The following is a 19597-nucleotide window of genomic DNA, read 5'->3' as shown; positions in this document are numbered from 1 at the left end:
CCCCGGTCCCCACCTTCGGCGTGAGTTGTCCACACTCGCTGGCGTGTTTGCCCCTCGCGTCGATGTGTTGGCCCGCGCCGTCGGTGTATTGGCACCTGTCGTGGCTGTGTTGGCCCCGCACGGCGCCAACACAGCCACGACAGGTTATCCACAGGCCCCGGGTTATCCACAGGTCATCAAATTAGTTCCCCGAACGGCCCGCGCAGCGCTCAAGCTGGATAAATGCTCAACATCATCAATTCACGGCACGGGGCGGCGAAGCGGCAGGACGCGGCCGCCGCTTTGGGTGAAAGTGTCCTCAGAGGCGCGTTGAAGGACGGGGTGCTCGTCCAGTTGTGGCGCGGCGTGATCGTCGATAGTCGACGTCTGCTGGAGCCCGAAACCAGAGCGGCTGCGGCACTGTTCGCAGCCGGCCGCGGCGCCGTGCTGTCACACCGGACGGCCGCTTTTCTGCATGGCTGCACCGCCGCCGATTCGGTCGATGTCCACGTGACGGTTCCCTACGACAACTGGGTGCGCTCGAGACCTGGCCTGGTGATCCATCACGACCGGTTCGACCCGGCGGACACGGTGTCGCGAAACGGCCTGCCGATGTGTCCATTGGACGAGACGATCGCCGAACTGTTGTGCACGGATATTCGGTGGAAGGCGCTCGCTTGCCTGGACCAGGCCTTGGCCGGGCTGACCAAACCCGAGATCGGAGCTTTCCTCGCGAACACCGCGGACTGTATTTCGCGGCGAGATGACCGTCGGGGTACCAGGAGGGGCGAATCGCTGCTGGCGCTGGCCGCGTCGGATGTGGAGTCACCGCAGGAAAGCCGCCTGCGGTTGGTTGTCATCGACGCCGGTTTTCCGGTTCCGGTGACCCAGCATCCCATTCTGACCCTGGCCGGTGAGCTGCTGTACCGACTCGATCTGGCGTGGCCGGAGCTACGGATCGCGGTCGAATACGACGGTTTCGAGGCACACGAGGGACGCGAGGAGAACGATCTCGAACGTGATGAGCGGTTGTCGGCCCGCGGCTGGCGGGTGATCCGGGTCCGCAAGGAGGACATGGCCGACTCAGGGCGGTTTCTCGGCGACTTGCGTCAAGCGTTCACACAGCGAAAGTGCCCGGTGGGTGCGTGAGGGCAGACCGCAGTCACCCTGACCGCAGTGGTCCGACAGCGTCTGGGGCAAACTCGCCAGCGGGAGTGGCCAACTCCCCGACGGGAGTGGCCAACACACTCACTGGGGCGGCCAACTCGCGGACGGGGGTGGCCAACACGCGGAGTTGGAGAGAATCAGGTGGCGATGCCCCGGCAGGGCCGTGTGCGGAGGTCGTCGACGTAGTCGGCGGGCGCGGCGGCGGCCTCGGCGGCGTCCGCGAGAACGCCGAGGTAGCGGGCCGAGGGCAGGCCGCCCTCGTACGCGTCGAGCACGTAGAACCAGGCCACCACGGCGCCGTCCATGGTCTGCACGCGCAGCCGGATCTTGTTGTGCAGACCGAGCTCGCCGCCTTCCCAGCGGTCCAGCTGGGCCTCGTCGAGCGGGGTCACGTCGTAGAGCACCACGAAGACCCGGCTTCCCGGGTCTTCGACGATCGTGGCCAGGGCACCTTCCCAGCCGATGTCCTCGCCGCCGAAGGTCAGCCGCCAGCCTTCCAGCCAGCCGGTACCCGCCATCGGCGAATGCGGCGCGCGCTCCATCATCTGGGCGGGCTCCATGTTGGACCCGTAAGCGGCATACAACGGCACGGCCACAGCCTAGCGACCCGTCGCTCCCCCGACCGGACGTAGTCCGGGTGTCCCCTCTTAAGGTGGGTGTGAGCCGCGTGAGTAGGAGGATGTCGTGACCAGGATCGTGATCATGGGCGGTGGCCCGGCCGGCTACGAGGCGGCGCTGGTGGCCGCCCAGCACGGCGCGAACGTCACGGTCGTGGAGCGCGACGGGCTCGGCGGCGCGTGCGTGCTCTACGACTGCGTCCCGTCGAAGACGTTCATCGCGTCGTCCGGGGCCAGGGCCAGCATGCACGGCCTCGGTGAGCTGGGCATCGTCACGGATCTGGACAAGGCCCGCATCGACCTGCCCACCGTGCACGGCCGCGTCAAGGGCCTCGCGCTGGCGCAGTCCGCCGACATCCGGGCGCGGGTGCAGCGCGAGGGCGTGCGGGTGATCACCGGCGAGGCGCGCTTCCACGACGACGAGCCCGGCCTCGCCACGCACAAAGTCCTCGTAACCCCTCGTTCGGGTGAGCCCGAGGTCCTCGACGCCGACGTGGTTCTCGTCGCGACGGGCGCCACACCGCGCGTGTTGCCGGGCGCGGTGCCGGACGGCGAGCGCATTCTCGACTGGCGCCAGCTGTACGACCTGAAGGAGCTGCCGGAGCACCTGGCCGTGATCGGCTCGGGCGTCACCGGCGCCGAGTTCGCGTCCGCGTACACCGAAATGGGCGTCAAGGTCACCGTGGTGTCCAGCCGGGACAGGGTCCTGCCCCACGAGGACGCCGACGCCGCGGCAGTGCTCGAAGAAGTGTTCTCACAGCGCGGTACAGCGGTCGCGAAGCAGGCGCGGGCGGAGAAGGTCGAGCGCACCGGCGACGGCGTCACAGTGCACCTGACGGACGGCCGCAAGATCGACGCCAGCCACGCGCTGATGACGGTCGGGTCCATCCCGAACACCGGCGACATCGGGCTGGAGCGCGTCGGCATCGAGCCGGGCCCCGGCGGTTTCATCACCGTGGACAGGGTTTCCCGCACCAGCGTCCCCGGCGTGTACGCGGCGGGGGACTGCACCGGCGTGTTGATGCTCGCCTCGGTCGCCAGCATGCAGGGCCGCATCGCGATGTGGCACGCGCTCGGCGAAGGCGTCGCCCCGATCAAGCTGAAGACGGTCGCGGCGAACGTGTTCACCCACCCCGAGATCGCCACCGTCGGTATTTCGCAGCAGGCGATCGACTCCGGCGAGGTGCCCGCGCGCACGATCATGCTGCCGCTGGCCACCAACGCCCGCGCGAAAATGGAAGGTCTGCGGCACGGTTTCGTGAAGCTGTTCTGCCGCCCCGCAACGGGTGTGGTCGTCGGCGGCGTCGTCGTCGCGCCGAGTGCCAGCGAGCTGATCCTGCCGATCGCGCTGGCGGTGCAGAACCAGTTGACGGTGGAGCACCTGGCGCTGACTTTCTCGGTGTATCCCTCGCTTTCGGGCTCGATCACCGAAGCGGGCCGCCAGCTGATGCGCCACGACGATCTGGACTGACGCGAGTTGATCCTCGCGGGCAACCGCGAGCCCCCGGAGCGCGTTTAGTCGACGGCAGGGTTTGCCGGAGACAGGGGGCTCGTGGTGAGACGTCGGCTGTTGCTGTTTTTCGCCGTGCTGGTGGTCGGCGGCTGTACGGCGCAGCCCACCGCCGCGCCGCCGGTAGCGCCGAGTGATCCCCCGTCCGTCAAAGGGATGTCGCGCGCGGTTCCCGAAAGCGTGGACATCACGAAGATCGACGCGCATTCGACGCTCGTCCCGCTGGGCCTCAACGCGGACCAGACGATCCAGGTTCCGCCGGTCAGCCAGCCGCTGCAGGCGGGCTGGTACCAGTACGGCCCCACGCCGGGCGAAGTCGGGCCGGCGGTGATCCTCGGCCATGTGGACGGGAACAAACAGAAGGGTATTTTCTGGCGCCTCAAGGAACTCGCGCCAGGTGACGAGGTCTCGGTGTCCAGAAAGGACGGTTCGACCGCGCGGTTCAGGGTGACCAGGGTGGAACAGATCGACAAGGACACCTTCCCGACGGACGCCGTCTACGGCGACACCGCGGACCCAGAGCTCCGCCTCATCACGTGCGGCGGCAGTTTCGACCGGGATGCGCACAGTTACCGCGACAACATCATCGTGTACGCCGTCCTCGAGTAGCCCCGTTTTTGTCGGTGCCCGGTGCCACACTGGTGGCCTGCGACACAGCACCGACGAAGACAGGAGCTCGAAATGACCTTCCGCGACACCCCCTGGCCCGAAGGCACCCCGTGCTGGGTCGACCTGATGACGGACGACCCGGCCCGTGCCGACGCGTTCTACGGCGCGCTGTTCGGCTGGGAAATAGCAGACCAGGGCGAGGAGTACGGCCATTACCGGATAGCGCTGCTCGAGGGCAGAAGCGTGGCGGCGTTCGGCCCGAAGCCACCGGGGATGGAACAGGCTCCCTCAGTCTGGACAACGTATTTGGCAGTGGCCGACGCGGACAAGACAGTCGCGAAGGTCAGCGAGGCGGGCGGTCAGGTGCTGATGCCGCCCGGCGATGTCGGCGATGCCGGCCGGATGGCGGTGGTCGCCGATCCGACGGGTGCGGTCTTCAGCCTTTGGCAGGCAAGGGAAAACATCGGACTGCAGAACGTCAACGTGCCCGGCACGGTGGTGTGGAACGAGGGCATGAGCCGCGATTTCGACCGGGCGAAGACGTTCTACAGCGAGGTGTTCGGCTACCACCTCGGTGACCTGTCGAACGCCGATTTCTCTTACACCACACTGGATCTCGACGGCAGGCCGATCGGCGGACTCGGCGGGATCAGCGAGGGCGAGTCGCATTGGTCCACGTATTTCGGCGTGACGGACACGGATGCGGCGGTCGCGAAAGTCGTGCAGCTGGGCGGTTCGGTCCGTGGTGAGCCCTCGGACAGTCCTTATGGCCGGATGGCTCAGGTGGCTGACGACCAGGGGGTCGTTTTCAACATTATTTCCGTGACTGGTTGAGACAACCTCCACGCGCTCCCCGGAGTGTTCTCCTTGTAAGGGAACACACCTGGAGGAGGTGCGTGGTGCACAAAACGGGGATTTTCCTTGGGGCGACACTGCTCGCGCTGGCGGGCGGTGTGCTGTCCGCGCCAGTCGCGAGCGCGACTGCTCCGCCGCCGACGCTGCGTGTCAGCCCGGCGACGGTGCAGCCGGGCGGAACGCTGAACTTCACGGCGACCTGTTACGGGAGCCCGAGTTCGCTGACGTCGCCCGGTTTGGCGGGTGCGGTCACATTGAAACCGGGCCAGAGCCCGGGATTCACGGGTACGGGAAAGGCGGGTGAAAAGCCGGGAACCTACACGGCGACGTTCAACTGCGAGACTGGTCTGCCTGCCGCGCACGGTCCGGCGTCGGTGCAGTTCACCGTCGCCTGCCGGCCGACGACGAAGCCGACTTCGCCCACCACGACGGAGCCGCCCGAGTCGTCGGCGTCGCCCGAGCCGACGACGGGTGCGCCGGATTCGCCAACGGCCACAACGGAACCGGAGGTGACCACGGCCGCCGTGGCACCCGCGGCCGTGGTCAGCTGCGGTTCGACGGGAACGGGTTCGGGTTCGACTGCGCCCGCGCCTGCTCCGCAGGTGAAGGTGCTGCCGAAGGGCGCGCCCGAGACCGGGGACGGTTCAGAGGCCGCGGCGGCCTGATTTCACGTGCGCTGAGTTGGTGCGTTGCGCGGATTTGGTGCGCTGAGTTGGTGCGCGCTGATTTCGTGCGAGTGAGTGGCCGGAGTCTGGCCGGATTCTTTGTGGTGACCCGGATTTCCGTTGCCACGCAACGGAAATCCGGGACCGGTGGCGTGGAGCCGGGCGAGTGCGTGCCGGCGCCGCTCCCACGAGAGCGGCGCCGGCCGGTCACTCGACCCAGTCGAAGGTCTTGGTCACGGCCTTCTTCCAGTTGTGGTACTGGGCTTCGCGGGTGGACTCGGCCATCGCCGGGGTCCATTCCTTGTCCTGGGCCCAGTTGCTGCGGATGTCGTCCTCGCTCTTCCAGAACCCGACGGCCAGCCCGGCGGCGTACGCGGCACCGAGCGCGGTGGTTTCGTTGACCACCGGCCGGATCACCGGCACGCCGAGGATGTCCGCCTGGAACTGCATGAGCAGCTCGTTGACGACCATCCCGCCGTCGACCTTCAGCGACTTGAGGGGAACACCGGAGTCGGCGTTCATCGCGTCGATGACCTCGCGCGTCTGGAAAGCCGTGGCCTCCAGCACGGCGCGGCACAGATGTCCTTTGTTGACGAACCGGGTGAGCCCGACGATCGCCCCACGAGCGTCGGACCGCCAGTAAGGAGCGAACAGACCGGAAAACGCGGGAACGAAATACGCGCCACCGTTGTCCTCGACGGTCCTCGCGTGTTGCTCGATCTCGGCGGCGGTGCCGATCATGCCCAGGTTGTCCCGCAGCCACTGCACCAGCGAACCGGTGACGGCGATGGAACCCTCCAGCGCGTACACCGTGTCGTTCGAGCCGATCTTGTAGCAGACCGTGGTCAGCAACCCGTTCTGCGACATGACCTTCTCGGTGCCGGTGTTGAGCAGCACGAAGTTACCGGTGCCATAGGTGTTCTTGGCTTCACCGGGGGAAAGGCACGCCTGCCCGAACGTGGCGGCCTGCTGGTCGCCGAGTATCCCGGCGATCGGCACGCCCGCCAGCACGCCGCGTTCGCGGACCTTGCCGTACTCCTCCGACGACGACCGGATCTCCGGCAGCATCGAGAGCGGGATACCCATGTCCGCCGCGTTGCTTTCGCTCCACGACAACGTCTCCAGGTCCATCAACAGGGTGCGGGAGGCGTTGGTGGGGTCGGTGACGTGCACGCCCCCGTTGGGGCCGCCGGTCATGTTCCACAACACCCAGGTGTCCATGTTGCCGAACAACAGGTCACCGGCTTCGGCGCGCTCGCGTACACCGTCCACATTGTCCAGGATCCACTTCACCTTGGGCCCGGAGAAGTACGTGGCCAGCGGCAGCCCGGTGGTTTCCCGGTACCGCTCCTGACCGCCGCCGAGCGCGCCCAGCTCCTCGACGATCTTGTCGGTCCTGGTGTCCTGCCAGACGATCGCGTTGTACACCGGCTTGCCGGTTTTGCGGTCCCACACCAGCGTGGTCTCGCGCTGGTTCGTGATGCCGACGGCGACGATGTCCTTGGCCTGCAGGTCGGCCCTGGCGAGCGCGCCCGCGGTGACGGTGCGGGTGTTCTCCCAGATCTCCTCCGCGTTGTGCTCGACCCAGCCGGCCTGCGGGAAGATCTGCTCGTGTTCCTTCTGGTCTGCGGCGACGACCCGGCCGGAGTGGTCGAAGATCATCGCGCGGGTCGAGGTGGTGCCCTGGTCGATCGCGGCGACGTAAGAAGTCATGTTTTCTCCCGGATCAGGTGAGGTTGTGGACGCCGAGGTAGAGCAGCGCGGCGAGCGCGCCACCGGCCAGCGGGCCGAACACCGGGACCCACGAGTAGCCCCAGTCGCCGTCCCGCTTGCCCTTGATCGGCAACATGAACGCGTAGGCGATGCGCGGGCCGAGGTCACGGGCCGGGTTGATGGCGTACCCCGTCGGCCCGCCCAGTGAAATACCGATCACCAGCACGACGAACGAAACGCCCGCGTAGCCCAGCGCCGAGTTGCCGAAGCTGGGCGTGCCGTCCGTGCCCGTCTTGATGGTCGGGCTGAGCAGGATCCAGGCCACCAGCACGAAGGTGCCGATGATCTCGGTGACGAGGTTCCACGCCTTGTTCCGGATCTGCGGCGCGGTCGAGAAGATCCCCAGCGTGTTCTGCGGCTCGGGATGGTCGTCGAACTGCAGCTTGTACGCCGCCCAGCACAGCACGGCGCCGACGATCGCGCCCACCATCTGGCCCGCCCAGTAGATCGGCAGGTCCTTCCACGGCGATTCGCCCGCGAGCGTCAGCCCCAGTGTGACCGCGGGATTCAGGTGCGCACCGCTGGGCGCGGCAAGGCTCGCGCCGGTGAACACACCGAAAGCCCAGCCGAAGGTGATGAACAGGGTGCCTGCCTGGTACCCGTTGTTCTTCCGCAGCACGACGTTCGCCACCACGCCGTTGCCGAGGAGGATCAAGGCCGCGGTGCCGATCAGTTCCCAGACGAAAATCGCGATCAGACTCATCCGGCTCCCTCCGAAGATCGCACTTCGTGAAGAACCGACGAGGCGAGCCCCGGCACCATCGCCGATTCACGATCAACTTCAACCTAGTTGGACCGTAAGGGCAAACCAAGAGGCTTCCGACCACATCCGATCGGGTGTCGGGCGACACCCGCGCTCATCCGACCGAACCCGGTGGTCCGTGACATGCTGGACGGCGTAGCAGCAGGCTCGAGAAGGGAAGCCGGAGTGACTGAGGCGGAACTGGGGCCGGCCGCGCGTGAGCGTTCCTGGCGGCGGCTCGGTGAAGAAACGTTCGACCTCGTGGTCGTCGGCGGCGGTGTGGTCGGGGCCGGAACCGCGTTGGACGCCGCGACCCGCGGGCTGAGGGTGGCGCTGGTGGAGGCGCGCGATCTCGCATCCGGCACGTCGAGCCGGTCGAGCAAACTTTTCCACGGCGGGCTGCGCTATCTGGAGCAACTGGAGTTCGGCCTGGTGCGCGAAGCGTTGCGGGAGCGGGAGCTGATGCTCACCCGGCTCGCGCCGCACCTGGTGAAACCGGTGAGCTTCCTGTACCCGCTGACGCACCGTGTGTGGGAGCGCCCGTACACGGCCGCCGGGTTGTTCATGTACGACACGATGGGCGGCGCGCGTTCGGTGCCCGGCCAGAAGCACCTGACAAGGGCGGGCGCGCTACGGATGGTGCCGGCGCTGAAACGGGACGCGCTCATCGGCGGAATCCGTTACTACGACGCACAGTCCGACGACGCCCGGCACACGATGACGGTCGCCCGCACGGCCGCGCACTACGGCGCGGTGGTCCGGACCTCTACCCAGGTGGTCGAGTTCCTGCGCGAGGCGGACCGCGTGTCCGGGGTCCGCGTGCGGGACGTGGAGGACGGCCGCGAGACCGAGATCCAGGCCAACGCGGTGATCAACTGCACCGGGGTGTGGACCGACGAGCTGCAGCGCCTGTCCGGCAGCCGCGGCCGGTTCCGGGTGCGCGCCAGCAAGGGCGTGCACATCGTGGTGCCGCGGGACAGGATCGTTTCGGAGTCGGGGCTGATCCTGCGTACCGAAAAGTCCGTGCTGTTCGTCATTCCCTGGCGCAATCACTGGATCGTGGGCACCACGGACACCGACTGGGAGCTCGACCTCGCGCATCCGGCCGCGACCAAGCACGACATCGACTACCTCCTCGAGCACGTGAACTCGGTGCTCGCGACGCCGCTCAAGCACGAGGACATCGAGGGTGTGTACGCCGGGCTGCGGCCGTTGCTGGCGGGGGAGAGCGAGGAAACCTCGAAGCTGTCCCGTGAACACGCGGTGGCGCGCGTCGCGCCGGGCCTGGTCGCGATCGCGGGCGGCAAGTACACGACGTACCGCGTGATGGCCGCCGACGCCGTGGACGCGGCGGCGGTGGACCTCCCGGGCCGCGCGCAGTCGTCGATCACCGACAAGGTCCCACTGCTGGGCGCGGACGGTTACCACGCGCTGGTGAACCAGGCCGACCATCTCGCCGCGCAGCACGGGCTGCACCCGTACCGGGTCCGGCATTTGCTGGACCGCTACGGCTCGATGGTGCACGAGGTGCTCGCTCTCGCGGATGGGAAGCCGGAGCTGCTCCGGCCGATCGAGCACGCGCCGGACTACCTGGCCGTCGAGGCGGTGTACGCGGTGAGCCACGAAGGCGCGCTGCACCTGGAGGACGTGCTCGCCCGGCGCACGCGGATCTCGATCGAGTACCCGCACCGCGGCGTGGACTGCGCGGCGCAGGTCGCGATGCTGATGGGCCAGGTGCTGGGCTGGTCGGACGAGACCATCACGCGCGAGGTCGAGGTCTACAACGCGCGAGTGGCCGCGGAACGCGATTCGCAGGACCAGCCGAACGACGAGGCGGCAGACGCCCGGCGCGCCAGCGCGCCCGAGGCCCGGACCCGGCTCACGGAGCCTGTGGGCTAGGGCTTACCGGGCCCCGAGAGGTGGGCCCACGGCGCGCGGAGGGTTAGGACTCAGGGCCCGGGAGGCCGGGCTCGCATGGCCCGGCGGTTTAGGGCTTACGGGGCCGAGGGGTAAGGCTCGCGGCGCCCGGAAGGGTTTAGGACTTAGGGCCCGGGAGGCCGGGCTCGGTGGGTTCGAGCTCGCGGGGCTCGAGAGGTGGGCCCACGGCGCCCGAGAGGGTTTAGGACTCAGGGCCTGGAGGCCGGGCTCGGTGGGTTAGAGCTCACGCGGCCCGGTGGGATAGGGCTCGCGGGGCCCGGGTAGCGCGGAGGTTTAGCGCGCGCGGGTGCCGCTCATCTGGGGCAGTCGCGCGCCCGGTCGCAACGAAGGCCCGGCCGAACCGAGGGGTTCGGCCGGGCCTTCGTGCAATGGGGGCGCCTCGGCCGAGCCTCGTTCGCTCTGGGGCCGGTCACTCAGCCGAGCCTCGCTCGTTCAGGCAGCGGGGGCGGCCGGTCGCGGCCCAAGGCAGAGCCTCACGACTCCCGACCAGACCCCATCCCAGCCCTCAGATCGCCGGCGGGGTGGCGGTTTCCGTCTGCAGGGGCTCCGGCACTCGCTCGTGCAGGACCACGGTGTCGCCTGCCAGCAGGGCCTTCACGGTGATCCGGTTCCCGATCGGGTGCGACATCGGCGCGATCAGCAGCACCTGCTGCGGCCCGTCCGGACGCGGCTCGACCGTGCGCGCGAACTCTTCGTAGATCTCGTTGTAGGACACCAGTTTCCCGCCCTCGGTCGGGAAGACCGTCTCCACCGAGCGCGGCATCACGATGTCGCTCTGGCGGGTCTTCGTGCCGCTCCCGGCCAGCAGCAGCGGCCCGGCCGGATCGGAGGACAGCACGTGGTCGGGCGCGAGCTCTTCGATGGCGCTGCCTTCCACGTGCGCGACCCTGGCCCCCCGCAGCTGCGCGGCGATCTGCAGCAGAATTGTTTCCGGCATGTTTCCGCCGGTGATCGCGACTGTTTGCCCGGGAGAAATGCCCTCGTTCTTCAGCGTCCCATGCAGCCGTCGCAATGTGTCAAAGGTCTCTTGGTAGCTCATCGAACGGCTTTGATGGGCGAAAGCGATTTTGTCGCCGCCATCACACAGCACGTCGAGGATGCGGGTCAAGAAGAGACTGGAGTCGCCCACGTTTCCCCCGTTCGGCGCTGAATCAGGTGTCGATTCCAGATCATCACAACTCCGCGGAATGCGAAAGTAATTGTGTTGCCCGGCACAGAGTGATCAGAATTGCCGCCGTATGCGCGACCGCGCATGCGGCCCGAGCTGGGCGGTCCGGGGCCTCGGCGCTCCACAATGGACTGACGTGCCGGCAACGCGAAATGGTCCGGCGCGGGAATTTTTCGGGCCGCCCGGAAATACGGTCGCGGTTCAGCCCGCCCGCTGGATCCATTCGACCAGCCGGCCGCCGGGCTGCCGGGGATCCCCGCCGAGGCCGAGCCGGGTGAAGGCGCACCGTTTCGCGACGGCGGCCGACGCGTGGTTGTCCGGGTGGTGCCGGTAGCCGATGTCCAGCAGCCCCAGCGTTTCGAAACCGAAGCGCAGGGCGGCGCGCACGGCGACGACCGAGATCCCGCGCCCGCGGGCGTTCGGGTGGATCCACAGCGCGATCTCGGCGAGCCGTTCCGCGAGGTCGAGGCTCTTCAAGCCGACTTCGCCGAGCAGCTCTTCGGTGGCGGGCTCCGCGATGGCCCACGAACACCGCTCGTCCCCGAACCACTCGGCGGCGCGCTGGTTGACGTAGCTCGCCGCCTGAGACAGGTTCCGCACGTTGTAGTTGACGATGTAGCGCGAGTGCTCGGGGTCGGCGAAGGCCGCGATCAGGGCCGGCCTGTCGTCGATCGTGGCGTCCGCGCGCAGTTGCCGCAGCCGGTACCCGCCCGCGCTGATCTCGACCGGTTCCATCGGGCTAACGGGACCTCGTCCCGATCAGCAGCGCCACCACGGCCGGCAGCAGGAACACCAGCCACACCTTCGCCACCGTGAAGAAAAGGATCGCGGCGACGACGAAAGCGAGGGTGACCGCGCCGGCGCCGAGCCTCGGCGCCGGCTGGGGTTTGCCCGGCGCAGGCCGTGCCCGTACCGCCTTGAGCACCGAAGGATGCGGCTCGGGCAGGTCGTCGAACAGCGGCTTCAGCTCGTTGCGGGTCTTGGCCGCGCTCGCACGGGCGGAGCGGGTGCCGAACTCGTCTATGTCGAGCCTGCCGGTGCGGACGTGCTCGGATAACGCCTCGATGGCTTCATTGCGCTCAGCGTCGCTGAGCCGCATGTCCGCGCTCACGCGCCGATCCTAGTGCCGTCGCCGGTCACGCAGGTCGCGGCGCCGGTCACGCTCTTCACGCCAGCGCGGGTCTTTGTCCCAGTCCCGGCCCCACAGGCGCTGGCCGACCGCGCCCAGGACGAGCGGCAGCGCGAACCACCACCAGCCGCCCACGGTGAAGAACAGTACGAGCCCGACCAGGAAGGCCACCGGGAGCACCGCGGCCGCGAGCCGCTGGCTCAGCGGGCGGTCGGTGTACGCGACGGGGGCACCGGGCTTCGGCACTTCGGCGGGCGGGGCCGGCTGTTTCGGCGCTTCGCCGTACGTGGGATGCGGCTCGGGCAGGTCGGTGAAGACCTCGGCGAGGTCGCCGCGGGTCTTGGCCGCGGTGACCTTCGCCGAACGTTCCCCGTACTCGTCGATGTCCAGCCGGCCCGCGCTCATGTGCTCGCCGAGCGCCGTGAGCGCGGTTTCCCGGTCCGTATCGCTGATGCGGATCTCCGGGGAGGAGGGGCCTGGGTTCACCCCACGATTTTATGCCTCCCCGCCAGGCTCAGTCCTTGATTTCGAGCAGCACGGAACCCTGGGTCACGGCGGAACCGACCTCGACGGACAAACCGTTCACGGTGCCGGCCTTGTGCGCGGTCACCGGGTTCTCCATCTTCATCGCTTCCAGCACGACGACGAGCTCGCCCGCCTCGACCTGCTGGCCGTCCTCGACCGCGACCTTGACGATGGTGCCCTGCATCGGAGCCGTCACCGCGTCCCCGCTGACCGCCGTCTTGGTGCCGCCGGCGCGCTTGCGCGGCTTCGCCTTCGCGGCGGCCGCGCCGCCGCCACCGCCGGACAGCGCCAGGTCACCGGGCAGGGAGACCTCGAGCCTGCGTCCGCCGACCTCGACGACCAGTGTCTGCCGCTCCGCGGGCTCCTCGTCGGCCTCGCCGGGCGCGGTGAACGGCTCGATCTGGTTGTCGAACTCGGTCTCGATCCAGCGGGTGTGCACCTTGAACGACTCGCCGTCACCGATGAACGCCTCGTCCCGCACGATCGCGCGGTGGAACGGGACCACGGTGGCCATGCCCTCGACGATCAGCTCGTCGAGCGCGCGGCGGCTGCGCTCCAGCGCGTTCTCGCGATCGGAGCCGGTGACGATCAGCTTCGCCAGCATCGAGTCGAACGACCCGCCGACGACGCTGCCGGTGTGCACGCCGGAGTCGACGCGGACGCCGGGGCCCTCCGGGAAGACCAGCTTGGTCACGGTGCCCGGCGCCGGCAGGAAGTTGCGGCCCGCGTCCTCACCGTTGATGCGGAACTCGATCGAGTGGCCGCGCGGGGCCGGGTCCTCGGTGAAGCGGAGCTTTTCGCCGCGGGCGATGCGGAACATCTCGCGCACCAGGTCGAGTCCGGTGGTCTCCTCCGAGACCGGGTGCTCGACCTGCAGGCGGGTGTTGACCTCGAGGAAGGAAATGGTGCCGTCCACGCCGACGAGGTACTCGACGGTGCCGGCGCCGGAGTAGCCGGCCTCCTTGCAGATGGCCTTGGCGGAGCTGTGGATGGTGGCGCGCTGCTCGTCGCTGAGGAACGGGGCGGGGGCTTCTTCCACCAGCTTCTGGTGACGTCGCTGCAGCGAGCAGTCGCGGGTGCCGACGACGATCGCGTTGCCATGCTTGTCCGCCAGCACCTGCGCCTCGACGTGGCGCGGCTTGTCCAGGTAGCGCTCGACGAAGCACTCGCCGCGGCCGAAGGCGGACACGGCCTCCCGGGTGGCGGATTCGAACAGCTCCGGGATCTCTTCGATGGTGCGGGCGACCTTGAGGCCGCGGCCGCCACCACCGAAGGCGGCCTTGATCGCGACCGGCAGGCCGTTCTCGTTGGCGAAGGCGATGATCTCGTCCGCGTTGGCCACCGGGTCCTTGGTGCCCGGCACCAGCGGGGCACCGGCCTTGGTCGCGATGTGCCGCGCGGTGACCTTGTCACCGAGGTCGCGGATGGCCTGCGGGCTCGGCCCGATCCAGGTCAGGCCCGCGTCGATGACCGCCTGGGCGAAGTCGGCGTTCTCCGAGAGGAAGCCGTAGCCGGGGTGCACCGAGTCGGCACCGGACTTCTTCGCGACGTCGATCAGCTTGTCGATGACGAGGTAGCTGTCCGCCGCCGTGGTGCCGCCGAGACCGAACGCCTCGTCGGCGAGCTGCACGTGCGGCGCGTCCCGATCCGGATCGGCGTAGACCGCGACGCTGGTGAGGCCCGCGTCCTTGGCCGCTCTGATCACACGCACCGCGATCTCGCCCCGGTTGGCGACGAGGATCTTGGTGACCGGTCCGCCTTGGCTGCCGCTGGCCTGCTCGGGCACGCCCTACCTCCATGTGGATTTTCCGCCTGCTCCCCGGGGACGTCCCTCCTGCGGCGCACCCGTGGGCCTTCCGGTGAGTTTACGGCGAGGGTGTCCGCGTGCGGAGAGACGCGGCTCACGCTTACCCTGGCTCTCGGTGACCAGGCCGGGGGGAGAGGGGATTACGCGTGGGAGCGAGGCGGGCTCCTCGGTCCGTGGTGGTCACGGCCGTGCTGGCCGCAGTGGTCACGATCGCGGCTCTGGTTGTGGTGCGTGAGCTGCGGCCGGAGAACAGTTCGGTGCCCGGGGTCGAGGCGGCGATACCGGCGGGCGCGCCGACTTCGAACGCGCTGGAGTGCGGTGACGGGCCGTGTGCGGTCGTCGCCACCCAGACGGTGGGCGGGGATTCGGTCGCGCTGATGGCCGACGCCGCCGGCGGTAACGGGCGGCTCCGTGCCGGGGCGGTGGTGCTCCAGACGACTGTCACCGAATTGGGTGCCAAGCTTTCCGCCGATTCACTGACCTGCGTGCAGGCTTCGACTTCGGCGTGCATCGTGGACGCCCCGCTGAACGGCGGGCGGATCGCGCAGCTGTTCATCGATCGCGCGGACGGCTGGCGTTCGGTGGACAAGCCGTATTTCTCGGCGGCGGGCGCGGTCGCGCTGGGCAACGTGTCCGGTTCGGACGCGCCGGAGATCACCGTGGTGGACAGTTCCCCGGTGGTGGCGCGGGTGTACGCCTTGGACGGCAGTGTCGTCGGCTGCACGAAGAAGTACAGCTACGCCTCGCAGTTGCGGGGCTGGCCGAACATCCGCCTGCAGGCGAGTGATCTGCGCGCCTGTTCGTGAAGACGCCACCGGTCCGCGGTCTGGCGACCGCGGACCGGTTGGTGCGTAAGGAAAACGCGACTCAGGCCGGCACGGGTTCGCGCTCTTCGGAGTCCAGCAGGGGCGGCGGGGTGTGCGAGTGCAGCACCTCGTCGTCGAGCAGGTTCTCGGTGCGCGCGATCCACGTCGGGATGGCGATCTGGCCGGTCACGTTGGTCGCGGTGCGCATCATGTCGAGGATCGGGTCGATCCCGTAGATCACCGCTATGCCGGTCGCGATCACCTCGGGCGGCAGGTTCAGTGTGCTCAAGGTCAGCGTGAGCATGGTGAACCAGCCGGTCACCCCGGCGGTCGCGATCGCGCCGAACACGGCCACCACGACGATCAGCACATAGTCGCCGAAGCCGAGGTGGATGCCGAAAAGGTTCGCGATGAAAATGCTGGCCACCGCAGGATAAACGGCCGCGCAACCGTCCATTTTGGTCGTCGTGCCGAGCGGCACCGCGAAGCTCGCGTAACCGGGGTCGACGCCGAGGTTGACCGCGGTCTGGCGGGCCAGCGGCAGGGTCGCGCCGGAGGACCGGGACACGAAGGCGAACTGGATCGCCGTCCACGCCTTGCGGAAGAACAGCGCCGGGCTGACCTTGCCGACGAACTTCAGCAGCAGCGGGTAGACGACGAACAGCACGAGCAGCGTGCCGATGTACACCGCGACGATCAGCGAAAGCAGCGGCCGCACGAACTTGTCGCCGTAGGTGGCGAAGGCGTGCCCGATCAGGCCCAGCACACCGATCGGGGCGAGTTTGATGATCCAGCTCAGCACCTTCTGCACCAGGTCGAACACGACCTTGTTGAACCGCACGAACGGTTCGGCGCGGTCGCCGAGGCTGTACGCGGCGAGCCCGACCGCGAGCGAGATCACCACGACCTGCAGGATCTCGCCGTCGGCGAAGGCCTCGAACAGGTTGCTCGGGATCAGGTTGTTCACCAGGTCCAGCCACGAACCCTGGTCACGGCTCGCGAGCTTCTGCACCGTGGCGGAGTCCGGTTTGAGCGAGACGCCGGTGCCGGGGTTGATGATCTTGCCGACCACGATCCCGATCAGCACCGCGATGAACGAGGTGGTGGCGAACCACAGCACCGTCTTCCCGCCGAGGCGGGCCGCGGTGCGCGCGCCGCCGAGCCCGCGCAGGCTCGTGATGCCGAGCACGATCGCGGTGAACACCAGCGGCAGGACGGTGACCTGCAGCAGGTTGGCGAAGATCGTGCCGATCGTCTCCAGCGTGGTGCCCAGCCAGGACAGCTGGGCCTGCTTGGCCACGAAGCCGAGCACGGCACCGAGAACGAGGGCGACGACCACGACGAGGCCGAACACCTTGGGCCTGGAATAGGACCGTAAAAGGGACACGGGGTTGCTCCGGTGCTAGCGAACTGCTTACCGGATTGGTCTACACCGCGAAGACGAGTTTTCTTCCCGTTCCCATTATGTGAGAGACCACAGGTCGACGACGCTCACGCCCACCTGGGCGAGGAGCCGCCGGGTGAGCGGCAGGCTGATCCCGATCACGCTCGACGGGTCCCCGTCGATGCCCTCCACGAACCAGCCGCCGCGGCCGTCGAGGGTGAACGCGCCCGCGACGCCGAGCGGTTCGCCGGTGGCGATGTACGCCTCGATCTCGGCGGGGGTGGGGTCGGCGAACCGCACCGTCGTGGTGTGACTGTCCACCGCCTGCCGGGTGCGCTGGCCGTTTTCGATGCGGAGCACGGCATGCCCGGTCAGCAGTTCGCCGGATCCGCCCGCCATCTGCGCCCAGCGTTTGCGGGCGATCTCCGGCTCGTGCGGTTTGCCGAGCAGCTCGCCGCCGATGGACAACATCGAGTCGCAGCCGACGATCACCGCGTCCGAATGCGTGCCCGCCACCTCCGCGAGCACGGCCTCGGCCTTGGCCAGCGCGAGCGTGCTGACCAGTTCGGCCGGTGACGGGTCGGTCAGTGACGCGGTCACGGCGTCCTCGTCGACGCCGGAGACCACGACACTGGGTTCGATTCCCGCCGCGCGAAGCACGCCGAGACGGGCAGGGGAGGCGGAAGCCAGGACGAAACGCACCGGCGCAGCTTATCGGTCCGCGGCGGCCAGCTTGGTCTCGGCGGCGCTCGGGTCCCGCGGGGTGACCCGTTTCATCGCCGTCGCCGCGATGGCGCCGAGCAGCAGCACGGCGGCGGGCAGGATGATCGTTTCGCGGGCCGCGTCGGTGAGCGCCTGCGGCACGTTTCCGTGCGTGGCAGCCATGTTCGACGTGATCCGCGCCTGCAGCAGCACGCCGATCGCCGCCGAGCCGAGCACGCCGCCGACCTGGCGGGCGGTGTTGAAGATGCCCGAGGCCGCGCCCGCGAGCGTCCGGTCGACCGAACTCATCGTCACGTTGCTCATCGGCGCGAACACGCAGCCCGTGCCGAGCCCGCAGACCAGCAGCGCCGGCACCAGCGCCCACGGGTTCGTGGTGGCTTCGGCCTGCACGGTGATGATGATCAGGCCCGCGGCGAGCGCGGTGAAGCCGAACATCACCAGGTACTTGGCGTTCACCTTGTCCGAGAGCCTGCCGACGAACGGCGCGACGATGCCGGAGAGCAGCGACATCGGGGCGGTGAGCAGGCCCGCCTTGCTCGGGGTCATGCCGAGCACGTCCTGGATGTAGACCACCAGCGGGACGAACATGCCGGTCATCGAGAAGCCGATCGCCATGGCCGTCACGCTGCCCGCGGAGAAGTTGCGGTTCTTGAACACGCGCAGGGGGAGCAGCGGCTCACGCTGGTTGAACCGTTGCCACACCACGAAAACCACGAGCAGCAGGACGCCGGCGCCGATGATCTCGGGGATGCTGACCGGGCCCCAGACGTCGCCCCAGTCGTACTGCTGTCCATTTTGGATTCCGAAGACGAGCAGGAACAGGCCGGCCGCGGAGAGCAGGATTCCGGGGATGTCGAAGGAATGCGAGTGCTTCGGCTGCCAGTCCGGCACCAGGAGCACGGTCAGCACGATCGCGAGCACGCCGACCGGGACGTTCACGAAGAAGATCCACTCCCAGCCGAGGCTGTCCACCAGCACGCCGCCCAGCAGCGGCCCGGTGATCGTGGCCAGTCCGGCGACCCCGCCCCACAAACCCATTGCGGGGCCCCGTTTCGCGGGCGGGAAGAGGTGCGTGATGAACGCGAGGGTTTGCGGGGTCATCAGCGCCGCGCCGAGGCCCTGCACCGCGCGGGCGGCGATGAGCATCTCGGCCGTGCCGGAGAGCCCGCACCACAGGGAGGCGGCGGTGAATACGAACAGCCCGGCGAGGAACACCCGCTTCGGACCGAACCGGTCGCCGAGGCGGCTGGTGAACAGCATCGGGACCGCGTAGGTCAGCAGGTACACCGACAGCACCCAGACCACCGAGTTGAGGCTGGTGTCCAGCCCGCGCACCATGCCGGGGATCGCGATGGACACGATGGTGGTGTCCAGCAGGATCATGAAGAAACCCAGGCACAGTGCGGAAAGCGCGGCCCAGGGGTTAGCTTGCCTTGTCATCGTGGGTGTCCTTGATCAGTTCGAATGCCGGTGAGTGTCTCTTGCGGTGCTGCCATTCCAGCCGCCCGGACTCGATGTCGGCGACGAGCTGTTTGGTCCAGTTCAGCTCGAACTCGCGTGCGGCGGCGGTGTACTGCCAGTCGATCCAGTAAATTCGCGGGAGCTTTTTCGCGATGAGCCCCTTCTGGATGGCTTGCTGTGCAGCGACTTCCGCCTCCAGGCGCAGCACCCGCAGCTGTAGTTGGGCGAGCGCGACCTCGGGATCGAGGTCGTCGAGCACGGCCAGGCCGCTGGTGTACTCCGGGTGTTCCGTGGCCACCGTGCTCAAGATCGCCGTGGCCCGCTCGACGAACGCGTCCCGGCCCTGTTCGGTGAGCGCGTAGACGGTGCGTTCGGGGCGTCGTCCTTCGCGCTGTGTCTCGACCACCTCGAGGTGTCCGTCGGCCAGCAGCCGGTCGACGGTGTGGTAGAGCGAGCCGGGCTTGATGTTGACCCGGTTCTCGACGTGGCGATCGCGCAGGAGCTGGTTCATCTCGTAGGGGTGCATGGGTTTTTCGTGCAGCAGCTCCAGCACCGCCATCGCCATCGGCGTGAGCTTCCCTCGCCCCATCCCGTGCGCACCTCCGCTTGGTGATCCAATCCGTTTATTCCACGTGGACTATACGGCGCGGGATAGCGGCTGTCGAGGGCTTTCGGTGGGGGGATCGTGGTCGGGTGGAGTCGAGAGGGAGGGGATGTGGAGGGGATGTCGTGGTTGGGG

The 19597-nt window shown here is 68.4% G+C and carries 19 protein-coding genes; 7 read left to right on the top strand and 12 right to left on the bottom strand.

Translation table 11 applies throughout. The features are described 5' to 3' along the window. Window positions 1–222: 222 nt before the first annotated feature. Window positions 223–1128, top strand: a complete 906-nt coding sequence (locus FPZ12_RS41975; protein WP_144760946.1) for a DUF559 domain-containing protein — start codon at window positions 223–225, stop codon at window positions 1126–1128. A gap of 155 nt (window positions 1129–1283) precedes the next feature. Here FPZ12_RS41975 and FPZ12_RS41970 read toward each other — a convergent pair whose 3' ends face one another. Next, window positions 1284–1736, bottom strand: a complete 453-nt coding sequence (locus FPZ12_RS41970; protein WP_208026197.1) for a gamma-glutamylcyclotransferase family protein — start codon at window positions 1734–1736, stop codon at window positions 1284–1286. Between the two features lie 94 nt (window positions 1737–1830). On the opposite strand from FPZ12_RS41970, the gene FPZ12_RS41965 reads away from it, so the two are divergent. The 4 genes from FPZ12_RS41965 (at window position 1831) to FPZ12_RS41950 (ending at window position 5402) form a co-directional block, all read left to right on the top strand. After that, window positions 1831–3234, top strand: coding sequence for an NAD(P)H-quinone dehydrogenase (locus FPZ12_RS41965; protein ID WP_144760943.1), 1404 nt, complete (start codon window positions 1831–1833; stop codon window positions 3232–3234). A gap of 81 nt (window positions 3235–3315) precedes the next feature. Further along, the gene (locus FPZ12_RS41960; RefSeq protein ID WP_243770306.1) at window positions 3316–3882 is read left to right on the top strand and encodes a class F sortase; all 567 of its coding nucleotides are present in this window, start codon (window positions 3316–3318) and stop codon (window positions 3880–3882) included. A 72-nt stretch (window positions 3883–3954) separates the two neighbouring features. Next, window positions 3955–4716 carry a VOC family protein gene (locus tag FPZ12_RS41955; RefSeq protein WP_144760940.1) on the top strand — a complete coding sequence of 254 codons (762 nt, stop codon included), beginning with the start codon at window positions 3955–3957 and terminating at the stop codon, window positions 4714–4716. A gap of 62 nt (window positions 4717–4778) precedes the next feature. Next, on the top strand, window positions 4779–5402 hold the full coding sequence (locus FPZ12_RS41950) for a hypothetical protein (RefSeq protein WP_144760937.1): 624 nt from the start codon (window positions 4779–4781) through the stop codon (window positions 5400–5402). Window positions 5403–5609: 207 nt separating this feature from the next. Here FPZ12_RS41950 and glpK read toward each other — a convergent pair whose 3' ends face one another. Beyond that, window positions 5610–7115 (bottom strand): glycerol kinase GlpK, encoded by a 1506-nt coding sequence (glpK, locus tag FPZ12_RS41945; RefSeq protein ID WP_144760934.1) that lies wholly within the window; start codon window positions 7113–7115, stop codon window positions 5610–5612. 13 nt (window positions 7116–7128) lie between these two features. Further along, window positions 7129–7878 carry an MIP/aquaporin family protein gene (locus FPZ12_RS41940; RefSeq protein WP_144760931.1) on the bottom strand — a complete coding sequence of 250 codons (750 nt, stop codon included), beginning with the start codon at window positions 7876–7878 and terminating at the stop codon, window positions 7129–7131. A gap of 183 nt (window positions 7879–8061) precedes the next feature. On the opposite strand from FPZ12_RS41940, the gene glpD reads away from it, so the two are divergent. After that, window positions 8062–9816, top strand: a complete 1755-nt coding sequence (glpD, locus tag FPZ12_RS41935; protein WP_144760928.1) for a glycerol-3-phosphate dehydrogenase — start codon at window positions 8062–8064, stop codon at window positions 9814–9816. 544 nt (window positions 9817–10360) lie between these two features. Here glpD and FPZ12_RS46765 read toward each other — a convergent pair. The 5 genes from FPZ12_RS46765 to FPZ12_RS41910 form a co-directional block, all read right to left on the bottom strand. Next, window positions 10361–10963 (bottom strand): AMP-binding protein, encoded by a 603-nt coding sequence (locus FPZ12_RS46765; RefSeq protein ID WP_144761242.1) that lies wholly within the window; start codon window positions 10961–10963, stop codon window positions 10361–10363. 261 nt (window positions 10964–11224) lie between these two features. Beyond that, a complete protein-coding gene (locus tag FPZ12_RS41925; protein ID WP_144761239.1) occupies window positions 11225–11758 on the bottom strand; it encodes a GNAT family N-acetyltransferase in 534 nt (177 codons plus the stop codon). A 4-nt stretch (window positions 11759–11762) separates the two neighbouring features. Further along, the gene (locus FPZ12_RS41920; protein WP_144761251.1) at window positions 11763–12122 is read right to left on the bottom strand and encodes a DUF1707 SHOCT-like domain-containing protein; all 360 of its coding nucleotides are present in this window, start codon (window positions 12120–12122) and stop codon (window positions 11763–11765) included. Window positions 12123–12143: 21 nt separating this feature from the next. Further along, window positions 12144–12638: a DUF1707 SHOCT-like domain-containing protein gene (locus tag FPZ12_RS41915; protein ID WP_144761236.1), complete on the bottom strand. Its 495-nt coding sequence runs from the start codon at window positions 12636–12638 to the stop codon at window positions 12144–12146. Window positions 12639–12666: 28 nt separating this feature from the next. Then, window positions 12667–14463, bottom strand: coding sequence for an acetyl/propionyl/methylcrotonyl-CoA carboxylase subunit alpha (locus tag FPZ12_RS41910; protein ID WP_144761233.1), 1797 nt, complete (start codon window positions 14461–14463; stop codon window positions 12667–12669). Between the two features lie 194 nt (window positions 14464–14657). Between FPZ12_RS41910 and FPZ12_RS41905 the strand changes: the two genes are divergently transcribed. Further along, window positions 14658–15290: a hypothetical protein gene (locus FPZ12_RS41905; protein WP_243770305.1), complete on the top strand. Its 633-nt coding sequence runs from the start codon at window positions 14658–14660 to the stop codon at window positions 15288–15290. Between the two features lie 61 nt (window positions 15291–15351). Here the strand turns inward: FPZ12_RS41905 and FPZ12_RS41900 are convergent, their stop codons facing one another. The 4 genes from FPZ12_RS41900 to FPZ12_RS41885 form a co-directional block, all read right to left on the bottom strand. Then, on the bottom strand, window positions 15352–16677 hold the full coding sequence (locus tag FPZ12_RS41900; RefSeq protein ID WP_144761230.1) for a dicarboxylate/amino acid:cation symporter: 1326 nt from the start codon (window positions 16675–16677) through the stop codon (window positions 15352–15354). Window positions 16678–16752: 75 nt separating this feature from the next. Beyond that, a complete protein-coding gene (locus tag FPZ12_RS41895) occupies window positions 16753–17376 on the bottom strand; it encodes a Maf family protein (RefSeq protein WP_144761226.1) in 624 nt (207 codons plus the stop codon). Window positions 17377–17385: 9 nt separating this feature from the next. Further along, a complete protein-coding gene (locus tag FPZ12_RS41890) occupies window positions 17386–18837 on the bottom strand; it encodes an MFS transporter (RefSeq protein WP_144761224.1) in 1452 nt (483 codons plus the stop codon). Continuing rightward, the gene (locus FPZ12_RS41885; protein WP_243770304.1) at window positions 18821–19447 is read right to left on the bottom strand and encodes a PadR family transcriptional regulator; all 627 of its coding nucleotides are present in this window, start codon (window positions 19445–19447) and stop codon (window positions 18821–18823) included. The genes FPZ12_RS41890 and FPZ12_RS41885 overlap by 17 nt, the downstream gene beginning before the upstream one ends. Window positions 19448–19597: the final 150 nt, after the last annotated feature.

This window comes from Amycolatopsis acidicola, from assembly GCF_007713735.2.
GTDB lineage: Bacteria > Actinomycetota > Actinomycetes > Mycobacteriales > Pseudonocardiaceae > Amycolatopsis_E > Amycolatopsis_E acidicola.
Note: the sequence above shows the minus strand (reverse complement) of the source record. Positions and strands in the feature narration are given on the sequence as shown.

Excerpts from the sequence above, each read along its gene's own strand:
- FPZ12_RS41975 (WP_144760946.1), top strand. The coding sequence starts at position 223 with ATGCTCAACATCATCAATTCACGGCACGGGGCGGCGAAGCGGCAGGAC.
- FPZ12_RS41955 (WP_144760940.1), top strand. The coding sequence starts at position 3,955 with ATGACCTTCCGCGACACCCCCTGGCCCGAAGGCACCCCGTGCTGGGTC.
- glpK (WP_144760934.1), bottom strand. The coding sequence starts at position 7,115 with ATGACTTCTTACGTCGCCGCGATCGACCAGGGCACCACCTCGACCCGC.
- FPZ12_RS41940 (WP_144760931.1), bottom strand. The coding sequence starts at position 7,878 with ATGAGTCTGATCGCGATTTTCGTCTGGGAACTGATCGGCACCGCGGCC.
- glpD (WP_144760928.1), top strand. The coding sequence starts at position 8,062 with ATGCTGGACGGCGTAGCAGCAGGCTCGAGAAGGGAAGCCGGAGTGACT.
- FPZ12_RS41925 (WP_144761239.1), bottom strand. The coding sequence starts at position 11,758 with ATGGAACCGGTCGAGATCAGCGCGGGCGGGTACCGGCTGCGGCAACTG.
- FPZ12_RS41920 (WP_144761251.1), bottom strand. The coding sequence starts at position 12,122 with ATGCGGCTCAGCGACGCTGAGCGCAATGAAGCCATCGAGGCGTTATCC.
- FPZ12_RS41890 (WP_144761224.1), bottom strand. The coding sequence starts at position 18,837 with ATGACAAGGCAAGCTAACCCCTGGGCCGCGCTTTCCGCACTGTGCCTG.
- FPZ12_RS41885 (WP_243770304.1), bottom strand. The coding sequence starts at position 19,447 with ATGGGGCGAGGGAAGCTCACGCCGATGGCGATGGCGGTGCTGGAGCTG.